This is a genomic window from Kitasatospora phosalacinea, from assembly GCF_000717185.1.
In the GTDB taxonomy this organism is placed as follows: Bacteria; Actinomycetota; Actinomycetes; order Streptomycetales; family Streptomycetaceae; genus Kitasatospora; species Kitasatospora phosalacinea_A.
The window spans coordinates 1-14,303 of sequence record NZ_JNYE01000058.1 but is presented as its reverse complement, the minus strand read 5'-3'; the positions used below and the strand labels follow the sequence as shown (position 1 = coordinate 14,303).

Below are 14,303 nucleotides of genomic sequence, written 5' to 3'. Positions count from 1 at the left end.
GACGAGTACGAGTACGAGGACGGGGACGACGGCGCCGACAGCATGGTGCGGCCGTACACGATCACCCGCGGCCGCACCGCGCCCGAGCGCGACGACCTCACCCTCATCACCCTGCTCACCACCGTGCCCGGACCGGTCGACGCCTACGGCGCGCCGGTCCGGCCCGCCCGGCTCCAGCCCGAGCACCGGATGATCATCGACCGGTGCCGGACCCCGGCCGCGGTGGCCGAGGTCGCCGCCGACCTCGACCTGCCGGTCTCGGTCACCAAGATCCTGCTCGGCGACCTCGTCGCGCAGGGCCTCCTGTCGGCCCGTGCCCCGATCTCGGTGGCCCGGGCCGCGGGCGGCGCCGACCGCGGCCTGCTGGCCGCCGTACGTGAGGGCCTGAGGAGGCTTTGAGATGACCACCACCCCGGTCGGCGCGGCCGCGGTCAAGATCCTGATCGCCGGCGGCTTCGGCGTCGGCAAGACCACCCTGGTCGGATCGGTCAGCGAGGTCGCGCCGCTGCGCACCGAGGAGTACCTGACCACCGCGAGCGTCGGCGTGGACGACCTGTCCGGGGTCGACCAGAAGACCACCACCACGGTCGCCCTGGACTTCGGCCGGATCACCGTCAGCCCCGAGCTGGTGGTGTACCTGTTCGGCACGCCCGGCCAGGAGCGGTTCTGGTTCATGTGGAACGACCTGGTCAACGGGGCGCTCGGCGGCGTCGTCATCGCCGACACCCGCCGCCTGGAGACCAGCTTCGCCTCGATCGACTTCTTCGAGAGCCGCGGCATCCCGTTCGTGGTGGCGATCAACTGCTTCCACGGCGTCAACACCCGCTCCGACGCCGAGATCCGGGCCGCCCTCGACCTCGACCCGCACGTGCCGATGCTGGTCGGCGACGTCCGCGAGCGGTCGTTCGGCCGGGACGCCCTGCTGGCCCTGGTCGACCACCTGATGGCGATGCCCGTCGGCTGACCCCGCGGCCCCGCCGCACCCGCACGGCCCGCGCCCCCGCCCGGGCCGTCCCCCCGAACCCACGGAGAGACCATGGCAACACCCCTGCGCGTCCTCGTCCACGGCGGCGGCATCGGCGGCCTCAGCCTCGCGATCGCGCTGGCCCGGCGCGGCCACACCGTCGAGGTCGTCGAACTCCGCGAGCAGCTCGACGCGCTCGGCGTCGGCATCATCCAGCCCTCCAACGCGCTGCACGTGATGCGCGAACTCGGCGTGCTGGACGCCTGCCTGGAGGTCGGCTTCGAGTGGGAGGTGCTGACCATCTGCGACCCGGCCGGCAGCCCGCTGGCGAAGATCCCGCAGCCCCGGATGGACGGCGCCCCCGCCAACAACGGCATCCCCCGCCCGGCGCTGGCCCAGGTGCTCGGCCGGGCCGCCGCCGAGGCCGGCGCGACCGTCCGCTTCGGCACCACCGTCACCGAACTCGCCGACGACGGCGAGGGCGTGGACGTCACCCTCTCCGACGGCTCGACCGGCCGCTGGGACGTCGTGGTCGGCTTCGACGGCATCGGCTCGCCGCTGCGCACCCGCCTGTACGGCGACCGCCACCGCCCCGAGTACACCGGCTTCGCCAACTGGCGGGTCACCGTGCCCCGGCAGGCCGAGGTGCAGGGCGTGGTGATGAGCACCGGCAACCAGGCCGCGAAGGCGCTGCTCACCCCGATCACCGACGAACTCATGTACCTGGGCGCGGTGTTCGCCGAGGCCGAGGACTTCCGCCCGGACCGGGAGCGGGCCCACGAGCAGCTCGCCGAGCGGCTGGCCGGCTTCTCCGGCCCGGTCGCCGAGGCGCTCGCCCACGTCACCGACCCGGCCGCCGTGGTGTACTCGCGGATCTCCCAGGTCACCGTCGAGGAGCCCTGGCACGTCGGCCGGGTGGTGCTGGCCGGCGACGCCGCGCACGCCTCCACCCCGCACCTGGCGCAGGGCGCCGCGATGGCCGTCGAGGACGCCCTGGTGCTGGCCCAGGAACTGGACGCCGCCGCGGACGTGCCGTCCGCGCTTCGGGCCTGGGAGGAGCGCCGCCGCCCGCGCGCGATGTTCGTCCAGGCGCTGTCCCGGGCCGTCCTCAAGCAGGAGACCGGCACGGCGACCACCCCGGAGGAGGACGAGCTGCTGAAGATCGGCATCCCGGGCGCCGCCCACGTGCTGGTCAAGCCGTACTGACGCACCCGCCGGACCGCCGGACCGCCGGACCGCCGGAACCCGGCCCCGGACGCGCGTCGGGCCCGGCCCCCGGAGGAGGGGCGGGCCCGGGCGTGCGGAAGCGGTGCCGGCCGTCAGTGCCGCGCGGGGCGGCGGGAGCGGGCCGGCGGTGCGACTTCTATGGAGCGCAGGTGGAACTGGACGGACATCGGTTCTCCTGGAAGGGATGGGCACCGCGTGGGACGGCGGTGCTGCCCGAAACCGTAGGGTGATCCGAAGAACGCCGGTGCGGGGCGCGCCGCCGAGGCCCCGCGGGTCGCCCGAAGGGCCGAGGCGTCCGTGGTCCGGTCGGTCGATGCGGCCCCGCACTACCGCCCGGTACGGTCGGGGCCATGACCACCGCTCTCATCACCGGCGCCACCGCCGGCATCGGCGCCGCCTACGCGGACCGCCTCGCCCGCGACGGCCGCGACCTGGTGCTGGTCGCCCGCGACGCCGAACGCCTCGCCGCCGCCGCGGCCGAACTCTCCGGCCGCCACGGCGTCCGGGTCGAGACGCTCACCGCCGACCTCGCCACCGAGGCCGGCATCGAGACCGTCGAGGACCGGCTGCGCGACCCCGCCCGCCCCGTCGACCTGCTGGTCAACAACGCGGGCTTCGGCCACCGCGGCACCTACCTGGACGTCCCCGTGCAGGACGAGCTCGACATGCTCAAGGTCCACGTCGAGGCGGTGCTGCGGCTCACCACCGCCGCCGTCCCCGGCATGCGCGGGCGCGGCTTCGGCGCGGTCGTCAACGTCGCCTCGGTGGCCGCGTTCCTGCCCCGCGGCACCTACGGCGCCACCAAGGCCTGGGTCGTCAACTTCACCCTCGGCATCGCCCGCGACCTGGCCGGCAGCGGCGTCCGCCTCCAGGCCCTGTGCCCCGGCTTCACCCGCACCGAGTTCCACCAGCGGGCCGGGATGGGCACCTCCGCCATCCCCGCCTGGGGCTGGCTCACCGCCGACCGCGTCGTCGACGACTCGCTGCGCGACCTCGCCCGCAACCGCCCGCTCTGCATCCCCAGCAAGCGCTACCGGGCCGCCGTCGCCGCCGCGAGGCTCCTGCCGCCGGGCGGCCTCGGCAAGCTCTCCAACACGGCGGGCCGCGACTACCGCAAGCCCTGAGCGGGCGGCGGACAGCAGAAGGCGAAGCCAGGGGCGCGAGGAACTGCGCGGCCGGCCGAGCACGCACAGCCGGATCGCGACGCAGGACGAGAGCTTGCACCATCCCGCGATCTCGCGGGCGTGCTCCTCCCGCTTCGCGCAGTTCCCCGCGCCCCCGGTCGTGCTTCTGTCGGCGCAGCGGTTCTCCCCGCGCCCCTGGTTCCGCGTCCCCTGCGGAATGCCCAGAAGCTTAGGTTTGCTAATGGTGAGCAAGGCTCGTTAAGCTCGGCCCGTCATCGCGTCCACCGACCCCCAGGAGGCCCCCGTGCGGTTGAACCGGATCGACTGGACGCCGCCCGAGGGGCAGCAGCAGCCCGCGCAGGTGCGGCGGATCCTGCGGCTGTTCCGGCCGTACGCCGGGCGGCTGGCCGTGGTGGGGCTGCTGGTCGCCGCGTCCGCCGTGGTCTCGGTGGTGACGCCGTTCCTGCTGCGCGCGGTGCTGGACACCGCGATACCGCAGGGGCGGACGGGGCTGCTCAGCCTGCTCGCGCTGGGGATGATCGCCGCCGCCGTGGTCACCAGCGTGCTGAACGTGCTGCAGACGCTGATCTCCACCACCGTCGGCCAGCGCGTCATGCACGACCTGCGGACCTCCGTCTACCGGCACCTGCAGCGGATGTCGCTGGCGTTCTTCACCCGCACCCGCACCGGCGAGGTGCAGTCCAGGATCGCCAACGACATCGGCGGCATGCAGGCCACCGTCACCGGCACCGCGACCTCCCTGGTGTCCAACCTGACCGCGGTGGTCGCCAGCGTGGTCGCGATGGCCGCGCTCGACTGGCGGCTGACGATCGTCTCGCTGCTGCTGCTCCCGGTGTTCGTCTGGATCAGCCGCCGGGTCGGCCGGGAGCGCAAGAAGATCACCGGAGAGCGGCAGCGCCGGCTCGCCGAACTGTCCTCGGCCGTCCAGGAGTCGCTGTCGGTCAGCGGCATCCTGCTCGGCCGCACCATGGGCCGCTCCGGCTCGCTGACCCGCGAGTTCGCCGACCGCTCGGACGACCTGGCCGCCCTGGAGGTGCGCTCCAGCATGGCCGGGCGGTGGCGGATGTCCACCATCGGGATCGTGATGGCCGCGATGCCCGCGCTGATCTACTGGGCGGCCGGGCTGGCCTCCGCCGCCGGGGCGCCGATCGTCTCGCTCGGCACCCTGGTCGCGTTCGTCTCGCTCCAGCAGGGCCTGTTCCGGCCCACCGTCGGCCTGCTCTCCACCGGCGTGGACGTGCAGACCTCGCTCGCCCTGTTCCAGCGCATCTTCGAGTACCTAGACCTGCCGGTGGAGATCGACGAGCCGGAGCACCCCGTCCACCTGGAGCACGTCCGCGGCGACGTCCGCTTCGAGGGCGTCGAGTTCCGCTACCGCCCCGACCAGGACCGCCCCACCCTGTCCGGCATCGACCTGACCGTCCCGGCGGGCGGCTCGCTCGCCCTGGTCGGCGAGACCGGCTCCGGCAAGTCCACGCTGTCCTACCTGGTGCCGCGGCTGTACGACGCCACCGGCGGCCGGGTCCTGATCGACGGGGTGGACGTGCGCGAGCTGTCCTTCGAGACGCTGGCCCGGGCGGTCGGCGTGGTCTCCCAGGAGACGTACCTGTTCCACGCCTCGGTCGCCGACAACCTGCGCTTCGCCAAGCCCGACGCCACCGACGCCGAACTGGTCGCGGCCGCGAAGGCCGCCCAGGTCCACGACATGGTCGCCGCCCTCCCCGACGGCTACGACACCATGGTCGGCGAGCGCGGCTACCGCTTCTCCGGCGGCGAGAAGCAGCGCCTGGCGATCGCCCGCACCGTGCTGCGCAACCCGCCGATCCTGGTCCTGGACGAGGCCACCAGCGCCCTCGACAACCAGACCGAGCACGCCGTCCAGCAGGCCCTGGACGCGCTCGCCGCGGGCCGCACCACCCTCACCATCGCGCACCGGCTCTCCACCGTCCGGGGCGCCGACCGGATCGCCGTCCTGGACGGCGGCGAGATCGCCGAACTCGGCACCCACGACGAGCTGGTGGCCCGCGGGGGCCGCTACGCCGCGCTGCTGGGCCGCGAGGCGCTCCCCGTCCCCGCGGCCTGAGCCGGAGGGCTCACACCCACGGCCGGAGCTTCTCCGGGTTGCGCACCACCCAGACGTGGCTGATCCGGCCCCCGGTGACGTGGAACGCGAACACGCTGTGGGTGACCCCGTCCACCTGCGCGACCAGCCCCGGGCGGCCGTTGACCGCGCACTCCACCAGCACCGTGCCGGCCGGCGCCCCGTCGAACGAGGTCACCGCGCGGGCGATCCGCTCCCCGCCCGCCAGCGGCTCCAGCAGCGCGCCGACCAGGCCGCCGCCGTCCGCGACCACGGTCGCGTCCGGGTCCAGCAGGGCCACCAGCGCGCGGACGTCCTTCGCCTCCCAGGCCCGCTTGAACTCCCGCACCAGCCCGCCCTGCCCCCGCGCCGGGGCCACCGGCGGCCGCGCCTCCCGGACCCGGCGGCGCCCCGAGGCGGCCAGCTGGCGGCAGGCCGCCGCCGAACGGCCCACCACCTCCGCCACCTCCGGGAACGGGTAGCCGAACACGTCGTGCAGCACGAAGGCGACCCGCTCGGCCGGGGTCATCGACTCCAGCACCACCAGGAACGCCATGTGCACCGACTCGTCCAGGGTGATCCGGTCCGCCGGGTCCCCGTCCGGGCCCCGCCCCGCGCCGTCCCCCGGCACCGGCTCGGGCAGCCACTCGCCCACGTACCGCTCCCGCCGCACCCGGGCCGAGCCCAGCAGGTCCAGGCAGATCCGCCCGACCACCGTGGTCAGCCAGCCGCCCGGCGCCGCCACCTCCGCCCGCCGCCGCGGCTCCATCGCGTACCAGCGGGCGTACGCCTCCTGCACCACGTCCTCCGCGTCGGCCAGCGACCCCAGCAGCCGGTAGGCCACGTTGGTCAGCTGCCGCCGCTCGGCCGCCACCGCGCGCAGGACCTCGCCCCGCCGTCCGTCCACGCCGTCCTCCACCTCGCGCCTCCTCGCACCCGTCGCGTCACGGCACGACGTCACAGCACAAGACCGGACAGCGCCCCGGATTGTGACACCGGCCCCGCACCTCACACTCCGGCGGGCCGTTTCGTCGTACCGGTGGACAGCAGAACGGAGAGAACGATGAACGACTTCCAGCCGGTCGCGGACCGGGTCGAGATCCAGGCCCTGCAGGCCGACTTCACCGACGCGGTGATGATGCGCGACCGCCCCCGGCTCGCCGCCCTGTTCACCCCCGACGGGGTGCTGCGGATGCCCGACGTCCCGATCGAACTGACCGGCCCCGAGCAGATCCGGGCCGGCGGCGAGAAACTCCAGGAGCAGTGGGAGTTCTTCGTGCAGAACACCCACCCCGGCACCGTCCGGATCGACGGCGACACCGCCACCGGACGGGCCCACATGTACGAGCTGATCCGGCTGCGCGACGGCTGGCAGGGCGTCAACCACGCCGTCTACCACGACCGTTACCGGCGCACCCCGGAAGGCTGGCGGTTCACCGAACGGGTCTACGAGATCCGCTACCTGGACACCAGCCCGCTCGGCGGGAGCGCCCCCGGCACCACCCGCCCCGACCCCGCCGCCCCCGCCGCCGAGGACCGGCTCCAGCGGGCCGCCGCGGCCCTCGCCGCCCGCGGCTTCGCCGTCGAGGTCCTGGACGGCGCCGCGGCCGCCCGCGCGCGCGTCCGCGCGCTCCTCCCCGACGGCGCGAGCGTGCTCACCACCGCCAGCGAGACGCTCCGGCTCTCCGGCATCGAGGAGGACGTCGACGCCCGCCCCGGCGCGGTCAGGCCCCGGCTGCTCGCCATGGACCGGGAGCGCGAGGCCGACGAACTGCGCCGCCTGCTCGCCGCCCCCGACGTCGTCCTCGGCAGCGTCAACGCCCTCGTCGAGACCGGCGCCCTCGTCCTCGCCTCCGGCAGCGGCAGCCAACTGCCCGCCCACGGCGGCGGCGCGGGCCACGCCGTCTGGGTGGTCGGCGCCCAGAAGCTCGTCCCCGACCTGCCCGCCGCCCTGCGCCGCGTCCACGAGTACGCCCTCCCGCTGGAGAGCGCCCGCACCGGGGCCGCGTACGGCCGGCCCAGTGCCGTCAACCAGCTCCTGGTGCTGCACGCCCCGCCCCGCTTCACCCGCGGCACCGTCCTGCTGCTGCGGGAGGCCGTCGGCTACTGAGCGCGGGACGGGGCGGGGCGGTCGGTTCAGCCGCGGAAGTTGGCCGGGCGCTCCGGGGAGGCGGCGGCGAGGGCCGCGGTGACGCCCGCGACGCCCTCGCGCAGGCCGTAGACGGGCGTCTCGGGCTGCTGGCGCCAGGAGTCGTCGATGCCGCCGGAGTCGACGGTGTCGAAGCCGAGGGCGTCGATCAGCTCGCGCACCAGCTGCTTGGCGGCCGGGTCGTCGCCCGCGACCGGGAGGGCGATCCGGCCGGGGTCGCCGGCCGGGCGCGGCGCGTCCAGGATGTCCTGGGCGTAGGTGCCGTTGAAGGCCTTGACCACGGGGTGGCCGAGCTGCTGCTCGACCCAGCGGCTCTCGGTCAGGCCGCCGTCCTCGATGGCGTCGATCCGGCCGTCGCGCTCGCGCGGGTAGTAGTTGTTGGTGTCGAGCAGGACGAAGCCCTCGGCCGCGCCCGTGAGCAGGTCCTTCGGCAGGTCGGGGACGTTCTTCAGCGGGACGGTCACCACGACCAGCTCCGCGCCGTTCGCGGCCTCGGCGGCCGGGACGGGGGTCGCGCCGGTCTCCGCGGCCAGCTCGGCCAGCGTCTCGGGGCCGCGCGAGTTGGCCACCGCGACCTGGTGGCCGAGGGCGGTGAGGCGGCGGGTCAGGTTGCCGCCGATGTTGCCCGCTCCGATGATGCCGATCTTCATGGGTGCGCTCCGTAGCCTGTCGGGTCGGTGTCGCGGGCGCCGGGAGGGGCGCCCACGAAGGTGCCGAACAGGCGGCCCCGCGCGGTTGTTCCCGGCGCGGGGGAGCGGGCCCCGGAGGGGTGGCGGGGCGTCAGGCCGCCTTGGGCGACTCGTTGTACTGCTCGGCGGGCTCCTGGCCGGAGAGCGCCTGGATGGCGGCCATCACCTCGTCGGTGACCTGGCGGCGGGCCTTGGCCGAGCGGGCCTGGCCGTGCAGCTCGTCGAAGCGCAGCGGCTCACCGAACTTCACACTGATCCTCCGCAGCCGGGGGATCCGCTTGCCGACCGGCAGGATGTGCTGCGGGCCCTCCAGCGCCACCGGCACCACCGGGACGCCCGCGGTCAGCGCCAGCCAGGCCACGCCGGTCTTGCCGCGGTACAGGCGGCCGTCCAGCGAGCGGGTACCCTCGGGGTAGATGCCGAAGGCCCGGCCGGAGGTCAGGATCTCCAGGCCCTCGTCCAGCGAGGCGGTGGCGGCCCGGACGCTGCCGCGCTCCACCGGGACGGCGTTGATCACGTGGGTGAAGAAGAACCGGGAGACCGCGCCCTTGAGGCCGGTGCCGGTGAAGTACTCGGCCTTGGCCAGGAAGAACACCTGGCGCGGCGCGGCCAGCGGGATCACCACGCTGTCGACGAACGACAGGTGGTTGCTCGCCAGGATCACCCCGCCCTTGCGCGGCACGTTCTCCAGGCCCTCGATCGTCGGCCGGTACAGGGCCTTGGCGAGCGGCTTGAGCACGAGCTTGGTGACGAGGTCGATCACGGTGTGGCCCTCCCTGGCCGGATGAACGGTTCCGGCCGGGGGACGTCCCCGGCCGGGGGCCCGCCCCCTGGGGGCGGGGCGCGCGGCTCGGACTGGGCCGGACCGCTGGGCAACGGATCGCAGACTACGACACGCACCCCGCGGTCCGTCCACATCCGCCGCGATCGCGGGGCTGCGATCCTTGTCACGCCCGCCCGGTGGACGGATTCCTTCTCGCATGGTGGGACGAGGGCGCCGGGTCAGGCCCGGAGCGGAAAGATCCGGCTGACCACCCGCTCGGCGGCCCGGCCGTCGTCCCAGGGGCAGAACCGCTCCCGGAAGCGCTGCCGGGCCTCCGGCTCCGGGTCGCCCGCGAGCAGCGCCTCGACCAGCGCGTCCTGGTCGGTGGTGGCCGCGCCGGGCGGCTCCTCCATCAGGTCGAAGTAGACCCCGCGGACCTCCTGGTACTCCTCCCAGTCGGGGGCGTACACGGCGATCGGGCGGTCCAGCACCGCGTAGTCGAACATCATCGAGGAGTAGTCGGTGACCAGGACGTCCGCGGCCAGGTAGAGGTCCTCGACGACGGGGTGGTCGGAGACGTCCAGCAGGGTCGCCGAGCCGGGGGCGGCGGTCAGGTCGCCCGCGCCGCCGTCGTGGAAGTAGTGGGTGCGCACCAGGACCGTCCAGCCGGGGCCGAGCCGCTCGGCCAGCGCGGGGAGGTCCAGCAGCGGCAGGTAGCCGCCGCGGGACTCGCGGTGGGTCGGCGCGTACAGCACGGTGCGCTGCCCGTCGGCGATGCCCAGGGCGCGGCGGGCGTCCACGCACTGCTCGGGGGTGGCCAGGGCGAGGCGGTCGTTGCGCGGGTAGCCGGTGTCCAGGACCTGGTACGTGCCGGGGAAGGCCCGGGCGAAGTGCTTGCTGGTGTGCGGGTTCGGCGAGACCAGGTAGTCCCAGCGCCCGACCACCTCGCGCAGCCGCTCGAAGTCCATCCCGTCCGCGGCCAGCGGCCGGTCCACCAGGTCCATGCCCATCGCCTTCAGCGGCGTGCCGTGCTGGGTCTGCACGTGCACGGTGCCGGTCCGCTTGGTCATGGCGTGCGGGAAGTTGACGTTGTTGACGAAGTACTTGGCGGTGGCCATCGCCTTCAGGTAGGCGGGCGTGTTGACGATCACGTACGGCACCCCGGCGGGCAGCGCGGCGGCCCGCTCGGCGTTCTCCACCACCCACACCCCGCGCACCTGCGGGGCCAGCTCCTTGGCCTTGGCGTAGATCGCCGCCGGGTTGCAGGCGTACCCGCGGTGCCAGTACGCCGCGTACACCGCCAGGTTCTCGTCGACCGGCAGCCGCTTGAAGGCGTTGTACGCGGTGAACCGGGCCCCGCTGCGGACGGCCTTCCTCACGCCGGGCGCGACCGCCCCGGCGCCGCGCTTGACCGCGCCGGGCAGCCGCCCGCCGCGACGCAGCTCGGCGTAGGCGCGCCGGGAGCCGCGGGCGGCCAGCCGGTACTGGACGCCGCGCACGCCGGACGGGTAGCGGTACCCGGCCGGGCGGTGCTTCGCGAAGTGGGCGGTGATCCGGGCGAAGAACTCGGGGCGCAGCTCGACCGGGACGAGCCCGGGGGTGTCGTAGAGGGTGAGGGCCTGCTTGACGGTGCGGTCGAAGACCAGGGTGCGCAGCGCGTCCGCGCGCTCGTCGCGGTCCAGGAAGGCGAAGATCGCGTCGTACTGGGCGAAGGCGTCGGCGTGCTTGGGGGAGGCGGTGGCGGTGATCGCGCCGGGGCGGCCGCGCCGGTAGTTGTAGCAGGGGCGGTCGAGGTAGAGCAGCCGGTCGGCGGCCAGCAGCAGCGGGTAGGTGACCGAGATGTCCTCGTAGTGCCCGCGGCCGAAGTGCACGTCCAGGCCGAGCAGGTAGGCGCGGCGCACCACCTTGTTCCACACCGCGAGGACGGCGTTGAACAGCGCCGGGTGCTCGGCGGCGGTGCAGCCGGAGACCAGCGGGGAGCCGGCCAGCACCTTGCGCCACGGGTTCGGCTCGGTGCCGCCGTCGTGGTGGACGTGGGTGAAGTCGGTGATCAGCACGTCGGCGGGCAGCTCGCGGGCCGCCTCGGCGCGCAGCTCGGCCAGCACGGCGTCGACGGTGCCCTCGGGCAGCCAGTCGTCGCTGTCGACGAACCAGACGTAGGTGCCGGTGGCCTCGGCCAGCCCGGCCGTGCGGGCCCCGCCCAGGCCCCGGTTCTCGGCCAGGTGCAGCACCCGCATCCGCGGGTCGGCGGCGGCGTGCGCGTCGAGCAGGGCGCCGCAGCCGTCGGGGGAGCGGTCGTCCACCGCGATCAGCTCGACCTCGCCGGGGGCGGCCCCGTCGGCCCGGAGCGAGCCGAGGCACTGCGGCAGGAAGCGCTCCACGCCGTGAACGGGGAGGACGATGCTGAGCAGGGGTGGCACGTGCGTTCACTCCGCGAAGGGATGGGGTGGCTGACGGCTGGGCGCCCGGTGGGGACACTCTACCGAGCGGGCCTGGGCACTCCCTGGGAGCGGCGGCAGGGGAGGGCGGGCCCCGGGGGCCGCGACGGGACCACGACAGGCGGTCCGGGGGCGGGCGGGACGGGGGCTCCGGCCGGGCCGCGGCACCCCGGGCGCAGGTGGTCGGGGTGGACCGGGGTGCCGCGGACGGCGGGGAAACGCGACCGCCGGTGCCGCGCCGTACCAGCGGCGGCACCGGCAGCCCGGTTGGCGGTCCGACCGACCCTCAACGATCGACCGCCGGTCCGTCCACCACATCGGAGTCGGGCCGCCGCAGCGTCGAGACGGCCTGACAGTGACTCACCGTGGTGTCGGAAGTGTAACGGGATGGTCGGGTGATTCGTTCATACTCGAAATCACCCGACCGGGGATGGGTGGGTGTTCCCCGCTATCCCGTGTCGATACAGATATTGCTTGGAGGTTTCGGCCACGTCAATCCCTCGTATGTGTTCAATTTCTGAACTCAGAATGTCCTGCCCGCGGGGGCGGTGTGCGCGGGGCATTGCCCGGCCCGCGACCCGCTCCTATATTGACGCCACGTCTCACAAGCGGGGGGTACACCGAGGATGGCCGCCACACCGCCCGCACGGCCGGTCAGCCCGCTCCTGCGGGCCCTCCTCCTCGGCCCGCTCGCCGCCGCCGCGCTCTGGGCCTTCCTCGCCCTGTGGCCCGCCCCCGGCTCCACCGCCCAGCTCTTCGCCTGGACCACCTCCCCCGTCACCGCCGCCCTGCTCGGCTCCTGCTACGGCGGCGCCGCCGCCATGCTGGCCCTCGCCGCCCTCGCCCGCAGCTGGGCCGAGGTCCGGGTGGCCACCGCCGCCAGCTGCCTGCTCGTCCTGCTGACCCTCGCCGCCACCCTCGCCGACCACCGCGAGCTGCACCTGCACGGCGGCACCCCCCTCGGCCTGCTCGCCGCCCGGGGCTGGCTCGCCGTCCACCTCGCCGCCCCGCCCCTTGGCCTGCTGGCTCTCGCCGCCCAGCTCCGCACCCGCGGCCCCGCCCCCGCCCCCGCCCGCGCCCCCCGGCTGCCCTGGTGGGTCGCCGCCCCCGCGGCCGGCAGCGGCGCCCTGCTCGCCCTGCTCGGGCTCGCCCTCGCCCTGTTCCCCGGCCCGCTCGCCGCGCACTGGCCCTGGGCCGCCCGCCCCCTGGACGTCCGCGCCCTCGGCGCCTGGAGCCTCGCCTTCGGCGCCGCCCTGCTGCTGGCCTCCCGCGAGTGCGAACTGCGCCGGGCCCGCAGCGGCATGGCCGCCCTGGTGCTCACCGGCCTGCTCGGCCTGACCGGCCTCGCCCGCGAGGGCGGCCAGGTCAGCTGGCACCAGCCCGGCGCCTGGCTCGCCGTCCTCGTCCTCACCGCCCTGCTCGGCCTCGGCCTGTGCGGCTACGGCGCCTCCGCCGTCCTCGACCCGCCCCGCACCGCCGCACCACCGGACGGGACCGGCGAGGTCGAGGAGGTCCGGCTCGGGTGAAACCCCGCCGCGGGGTCGGACCGGGGCGCCCGGCCCCGCCCCCGCGCGCCCCGCGCACCCGGCACCCCCGGTGCGCCCCGGCAACGCCCCGGACCGCCGCAGAGCCTGACGCCCGGTCAGTGCTTGGATGGTGCACCATCAACCGATGCGTAGTCGTGACCGAGACCACCGAGCCCTGGTGAAGCGTCAGTTCCGTTCGCACGATACGGTGGCAGAACACCAGGACGGTTGTGTGAAGGCCGTCATAGCCGGATAGTCTTCGCCTCACGGCCCTGGCGCCTCGTAGGGGTGGGAAACAGATGGAACAGATGCAAACGCGACCGCGGCCCCGGGTGCCCGCGATCCAGTGCGGTGTCGGCACGACCGGCCGCCGGATCGACCGACACCTGGCCGTCCTCGGCGCGCCCGCGCTCCCGGCGGTGGACACGGCAGAAGCGCTCGGCCTGATAAGGGAACTGACTCCCCGCGGCCCCGGCGTCGCCGCCCCGGCCGCCTCGCCGCGCCGCAGCGCCCGGGTCTCCCTGATGGCCCCGCTGCGCCGCCTCAAGCGGAGCCTCTTCGGCAGTCGGCGCTGACGCCCGGGGCGGCGACGCCCCGGCGGCCCGCCGCCCACTGCCACGACCCGACGGACGGGAGTCCGTCGGGATTTCGTCGTCCCCGCCGCCCGGCCCGCCCCCGCCGCCCCTCCCGCCGCCGGCCGTGCAGTCGGCCGTCCCGCGGCTCCGGCGGACGGTGGCGCGCCCTGGCGGTCGGGTGGCGTTCGGCCGCCGCCCCTACGAGGCGCGCCCCAAGATCGGCCAGGATGGCCCCATGTCCGACACCTTCCACACCCAGACGCTCGACGTCGCCACCGGCCGCGCCGAGGTCGCCCTCGACGTCACCGACCGCTGCCACGCCTTCCTGAGAGAGGTCGCGGACGGCCGCGACGGACTGCTCAACGTCTTCGTCCCGCACGCCACCGCGGGCATCGCCGTGATCGAGACCGGCGCGGGCAGCGACGACGACCTGCTCGCCGCCCTGCGCGACCTGCTGCCCGCCGACGACCGCTGGAGCCACCGCCACGGCACCCCCGGCCACGGCCGCGACCACGTCCTGCCCGGCCTGGTCGCCCCGCACGCCACCCTCCCCGTGGTCGGCGGCCGGATCGCCCTCGGCACCTGGCAGTCCGTCGTCCTGATCGACACCAACGGCGACAACCCGCAGCGCAAGCTCCGCCTCTCCTTCCTCGGCTGACAGTGAGGATGTGTAGTGGCTCCTCCGGCGGGTCTGACCCACCGGCTGACCGACGCCGACTGGCTGTCCTCCAGCGGATTTGTCGGCCC

12 protein-coding genes and 1 pseudogene are annotated in these 14,303 nt (G+C 74.9%); 9 read left to right on the top strand and 4 right to left on the bottom strand.

Going from position 1 to position 14,303, the window contains the following annotated elements; all coding sequences use genetic code 11:
- The first annotated feature begins 42 nt into the window (after window positions 1-42).
- From OO57_RS23510 to OO57_RS23490, 5 genes are all read left to right on the top strand, one after another.
- Complete coding sequence (locus OO57_RS23510; RefSeq protein WP_033254625.1) at window positions 43-399, top strand: DUF742 domain-containing protein; 357 nt, start codon at window positions 43-45, stop codon at window positions 397-399.
- Window position 400: 1 nt separating this feature from the next.
- Complete coding sequence (locus OO57_RS23505; protein WP_033254601.1) at window positions 401-964, top strand: GTP-binding protein; 564 nt, start codon at window positions 401-403, stop codon at window positions 962-964.
- 72 nt (window positions 965-1,036) lie between these two features.
- Entirely contained in the window at window positions 1,037-2,170 is a 1,134-nt protein-coding gene (locus OO57_RS23500; protein ID WP_033254600.1) for an FAD-dependent monooxygenase, read from the top strand.
- A gap of 371 nt (window positions 2,171-2,541) precedes the next feature.
- On the top strand, window positions 2,542-3,315 hold the full coding sequence (locus OO57_RS23495; RefSeq protein ID WP_033254599.1) for an SDR family NAD(P)-dependent oxidoreductase: 774 nt from the start codon (window positions 2,542-2,544) through the stop codon (window positions 3,313-3,315).
- A gap of 304 nt (window positions 3,316-3,619) precedes the next feature.
- Entirely contained in the window at window positions 3,620-5,419 is a 1,800-nt protein-coding gene (locus OO57_RS23490) for an ABC transporter ATP-binding protein (protein ID WP_033254598.1), read from the top strand.
- Between the two features lie 10 nt (window positions 5,420-5,429).
- Here the strand turns inward: OO57_RS23490 and sigJ are convergent, their stop codons facing one another.
- Window positions 5,430-6,335, bottom strand: a complete 906-nt coding sequence (gene sigJ, locus OO57_RS23485) for an RNA polymerase sigma factor SigJ (RefSeq protein WP_199811309.1) — start codon at window positions 6,333-6,335, stop codon at window positions 5,430-5,432.
- A 144-nt stretch (window positions 6,336-6,479) separates the two neighbouring features.
- Here sigJ and OO57_RS41395 point away from each other — a divergent pair, with 144 nt between their 5' ends.
- Window positions 6,480-7,526: a nuclear transport factor 2 family protein gene (locus OO57_RS41395; RefSeq protein ID WP_033254597.1), complete on the top strand. Its 1,047-nt coding sequence runs from the start codon at window positions 6,480-6,482 to the stop codon at window positions 7,524-7,526.
- Between the two features lie 26 nt (window positions 7,527-7,552).
- Here OO57_RS41395 and OO57_RS23475 read toward each other — a convergent pair.
- From OO57_RS23475 to OO57_RS23465, 3 genes and pseudogenes are all read right to left on the bottom strand, one after another.
- Window positions 7,553-8,221, bottom strand: a pseudogene (locus OO57_RS23475) (NADPH-dependent F420 reductase); the annotation flags it as partial.
- A gap of 124 nt (window positions 8,222-8,345) precedes the next feature.
- Window positions 8,346-9,017 (bottom strand): lysophospholipid acyltransferase family protein, encoded by a 672-nt coding sequence (locus OO57_RS23470; protein WP_081973902.1) that lies wholly within the window; start codon window positions 9,015-9,017, stop codon window positions 8,346-8,348.
- A 239-nt stretch (window positions 9,018-9,256) separates the two neighbouring features.
- Window positions 9,257-11,437: a bifunctional glycosyltransferase/CDP-glycerol:glycerophosphate glycerophosphotransferase gene (locus tag OO57_RS23465; protein WP_051778142.1), complete on the bottom strand. Its 2,181-nt coding sequence runs from the start codon at window positions 11,435-11,437 to the stop codon at window positions 9,257-9,259.
- A 644-nt stretch (window positions 11,438-12,081) separates the two neighbouring features.
- On the opposite strand from OO57_RS23465, the gene OO57_RS23460 reads away from it, so the two are divergent.
- From OO57_RS23460 to OO57_RS23450, 3 genes are all read left to right on the top strand, one after another.
- Window positions 12,082-12,981 (top strand): hypothetical protein, encoded by a 900-nt coding sequence (locus tag OO57_RS23460; protein ID WP_033254595.1) that lies wholly within the window; start codon window positions 12,082-12,084, stop codon window positions 12,979-12,981.
- A 299-nt stretch (window positions 12,982-13,280) separates the two neighbouring features.
- A complete protein-coding gene (locus OO57_RS23455) occupies window positions 13,281-13,556 on the top strand; it encodes a hypothetical protein (RefSeq protein ID WP_033254594.1) in 276 nt (91 codons plus the stop codon).
- Between the two features lie 235 nt (window positions 13,557-13,791).
- Entirely contained in the window at window positions 13,792-14,214 is a 423-nt protein-coding gene (locus tag OO57_RS23450; RefSeq protein WP_033254621.1) for a secondary thiamine-phosphate synthase enzyme YjbQ, read from the top strand.
- The last annotated feature ends 89 nt before the right edge of the window (window positions 14,215-14,303 follow it).

What these genes read in the sequence shown, in the direction of transcription:
- OO57_RS23505 (WP_033254601.1), top strand. Translation starts at nt 401, where the DNA reads ATGACCACCACCCCGGTCGGCGCGGCCGCGGTCAAGATCCTGATCGCC.
- OO57_RS23510 (WP_033254625.1), top strand. Translation starts at nt 43, where the DNA reads ATGGTGCGGCCGTACACGATCACCCGCGGCCGCACCGCGCCCGAGCGC.
- OO57_RS23450 (WP_033254621.1), top strand. Translation starts at nt 13,792, where the DNA reads ATGTCCGACACCTTCCACACCCAGACGCTCGACGTCGCCACCGGCCGC.
- OO57_RS23460 (WP_033254595.1), top strand. Translation starts at nt 12,082, where the DNA reads ATGGCCGCCACACCGCCCGCACGGCCGGTCAGCCCGCTCCTGCGGGCC.
- OO57_RS23495 (WP_033254599.1), top strand. Translation starts at nt 2,542, where the DNA reads ATGACCACCGCTCTCATCACCGGCGCCACCGCCGGCATCGGCGCCGCC.
- OO57_RS23455 (WP_033254594.1), top strand. Translation starts at nt 13,281, where the DNA reads ATGGAACAGATGCAAACGCGACCGCGGCCCCGGGTGCCCGCGATCCAG.
- OO57_RS41395 (WP_033254597.1), top strand. Translation starts at nt 6,480, where the DNA reads ATGAACGACTTCCAGCCGGTCGCGGACCGGGTCGAGATCCAGGCCCTG.
- OO57_RS23500 (WP_033254600.1), top strand. Translation starts at nt 1,037, where the DNA reads ATGGCAACACCCCTGCGCGTCCTCGTCCACGGCGGCGGCATCGGCGGC.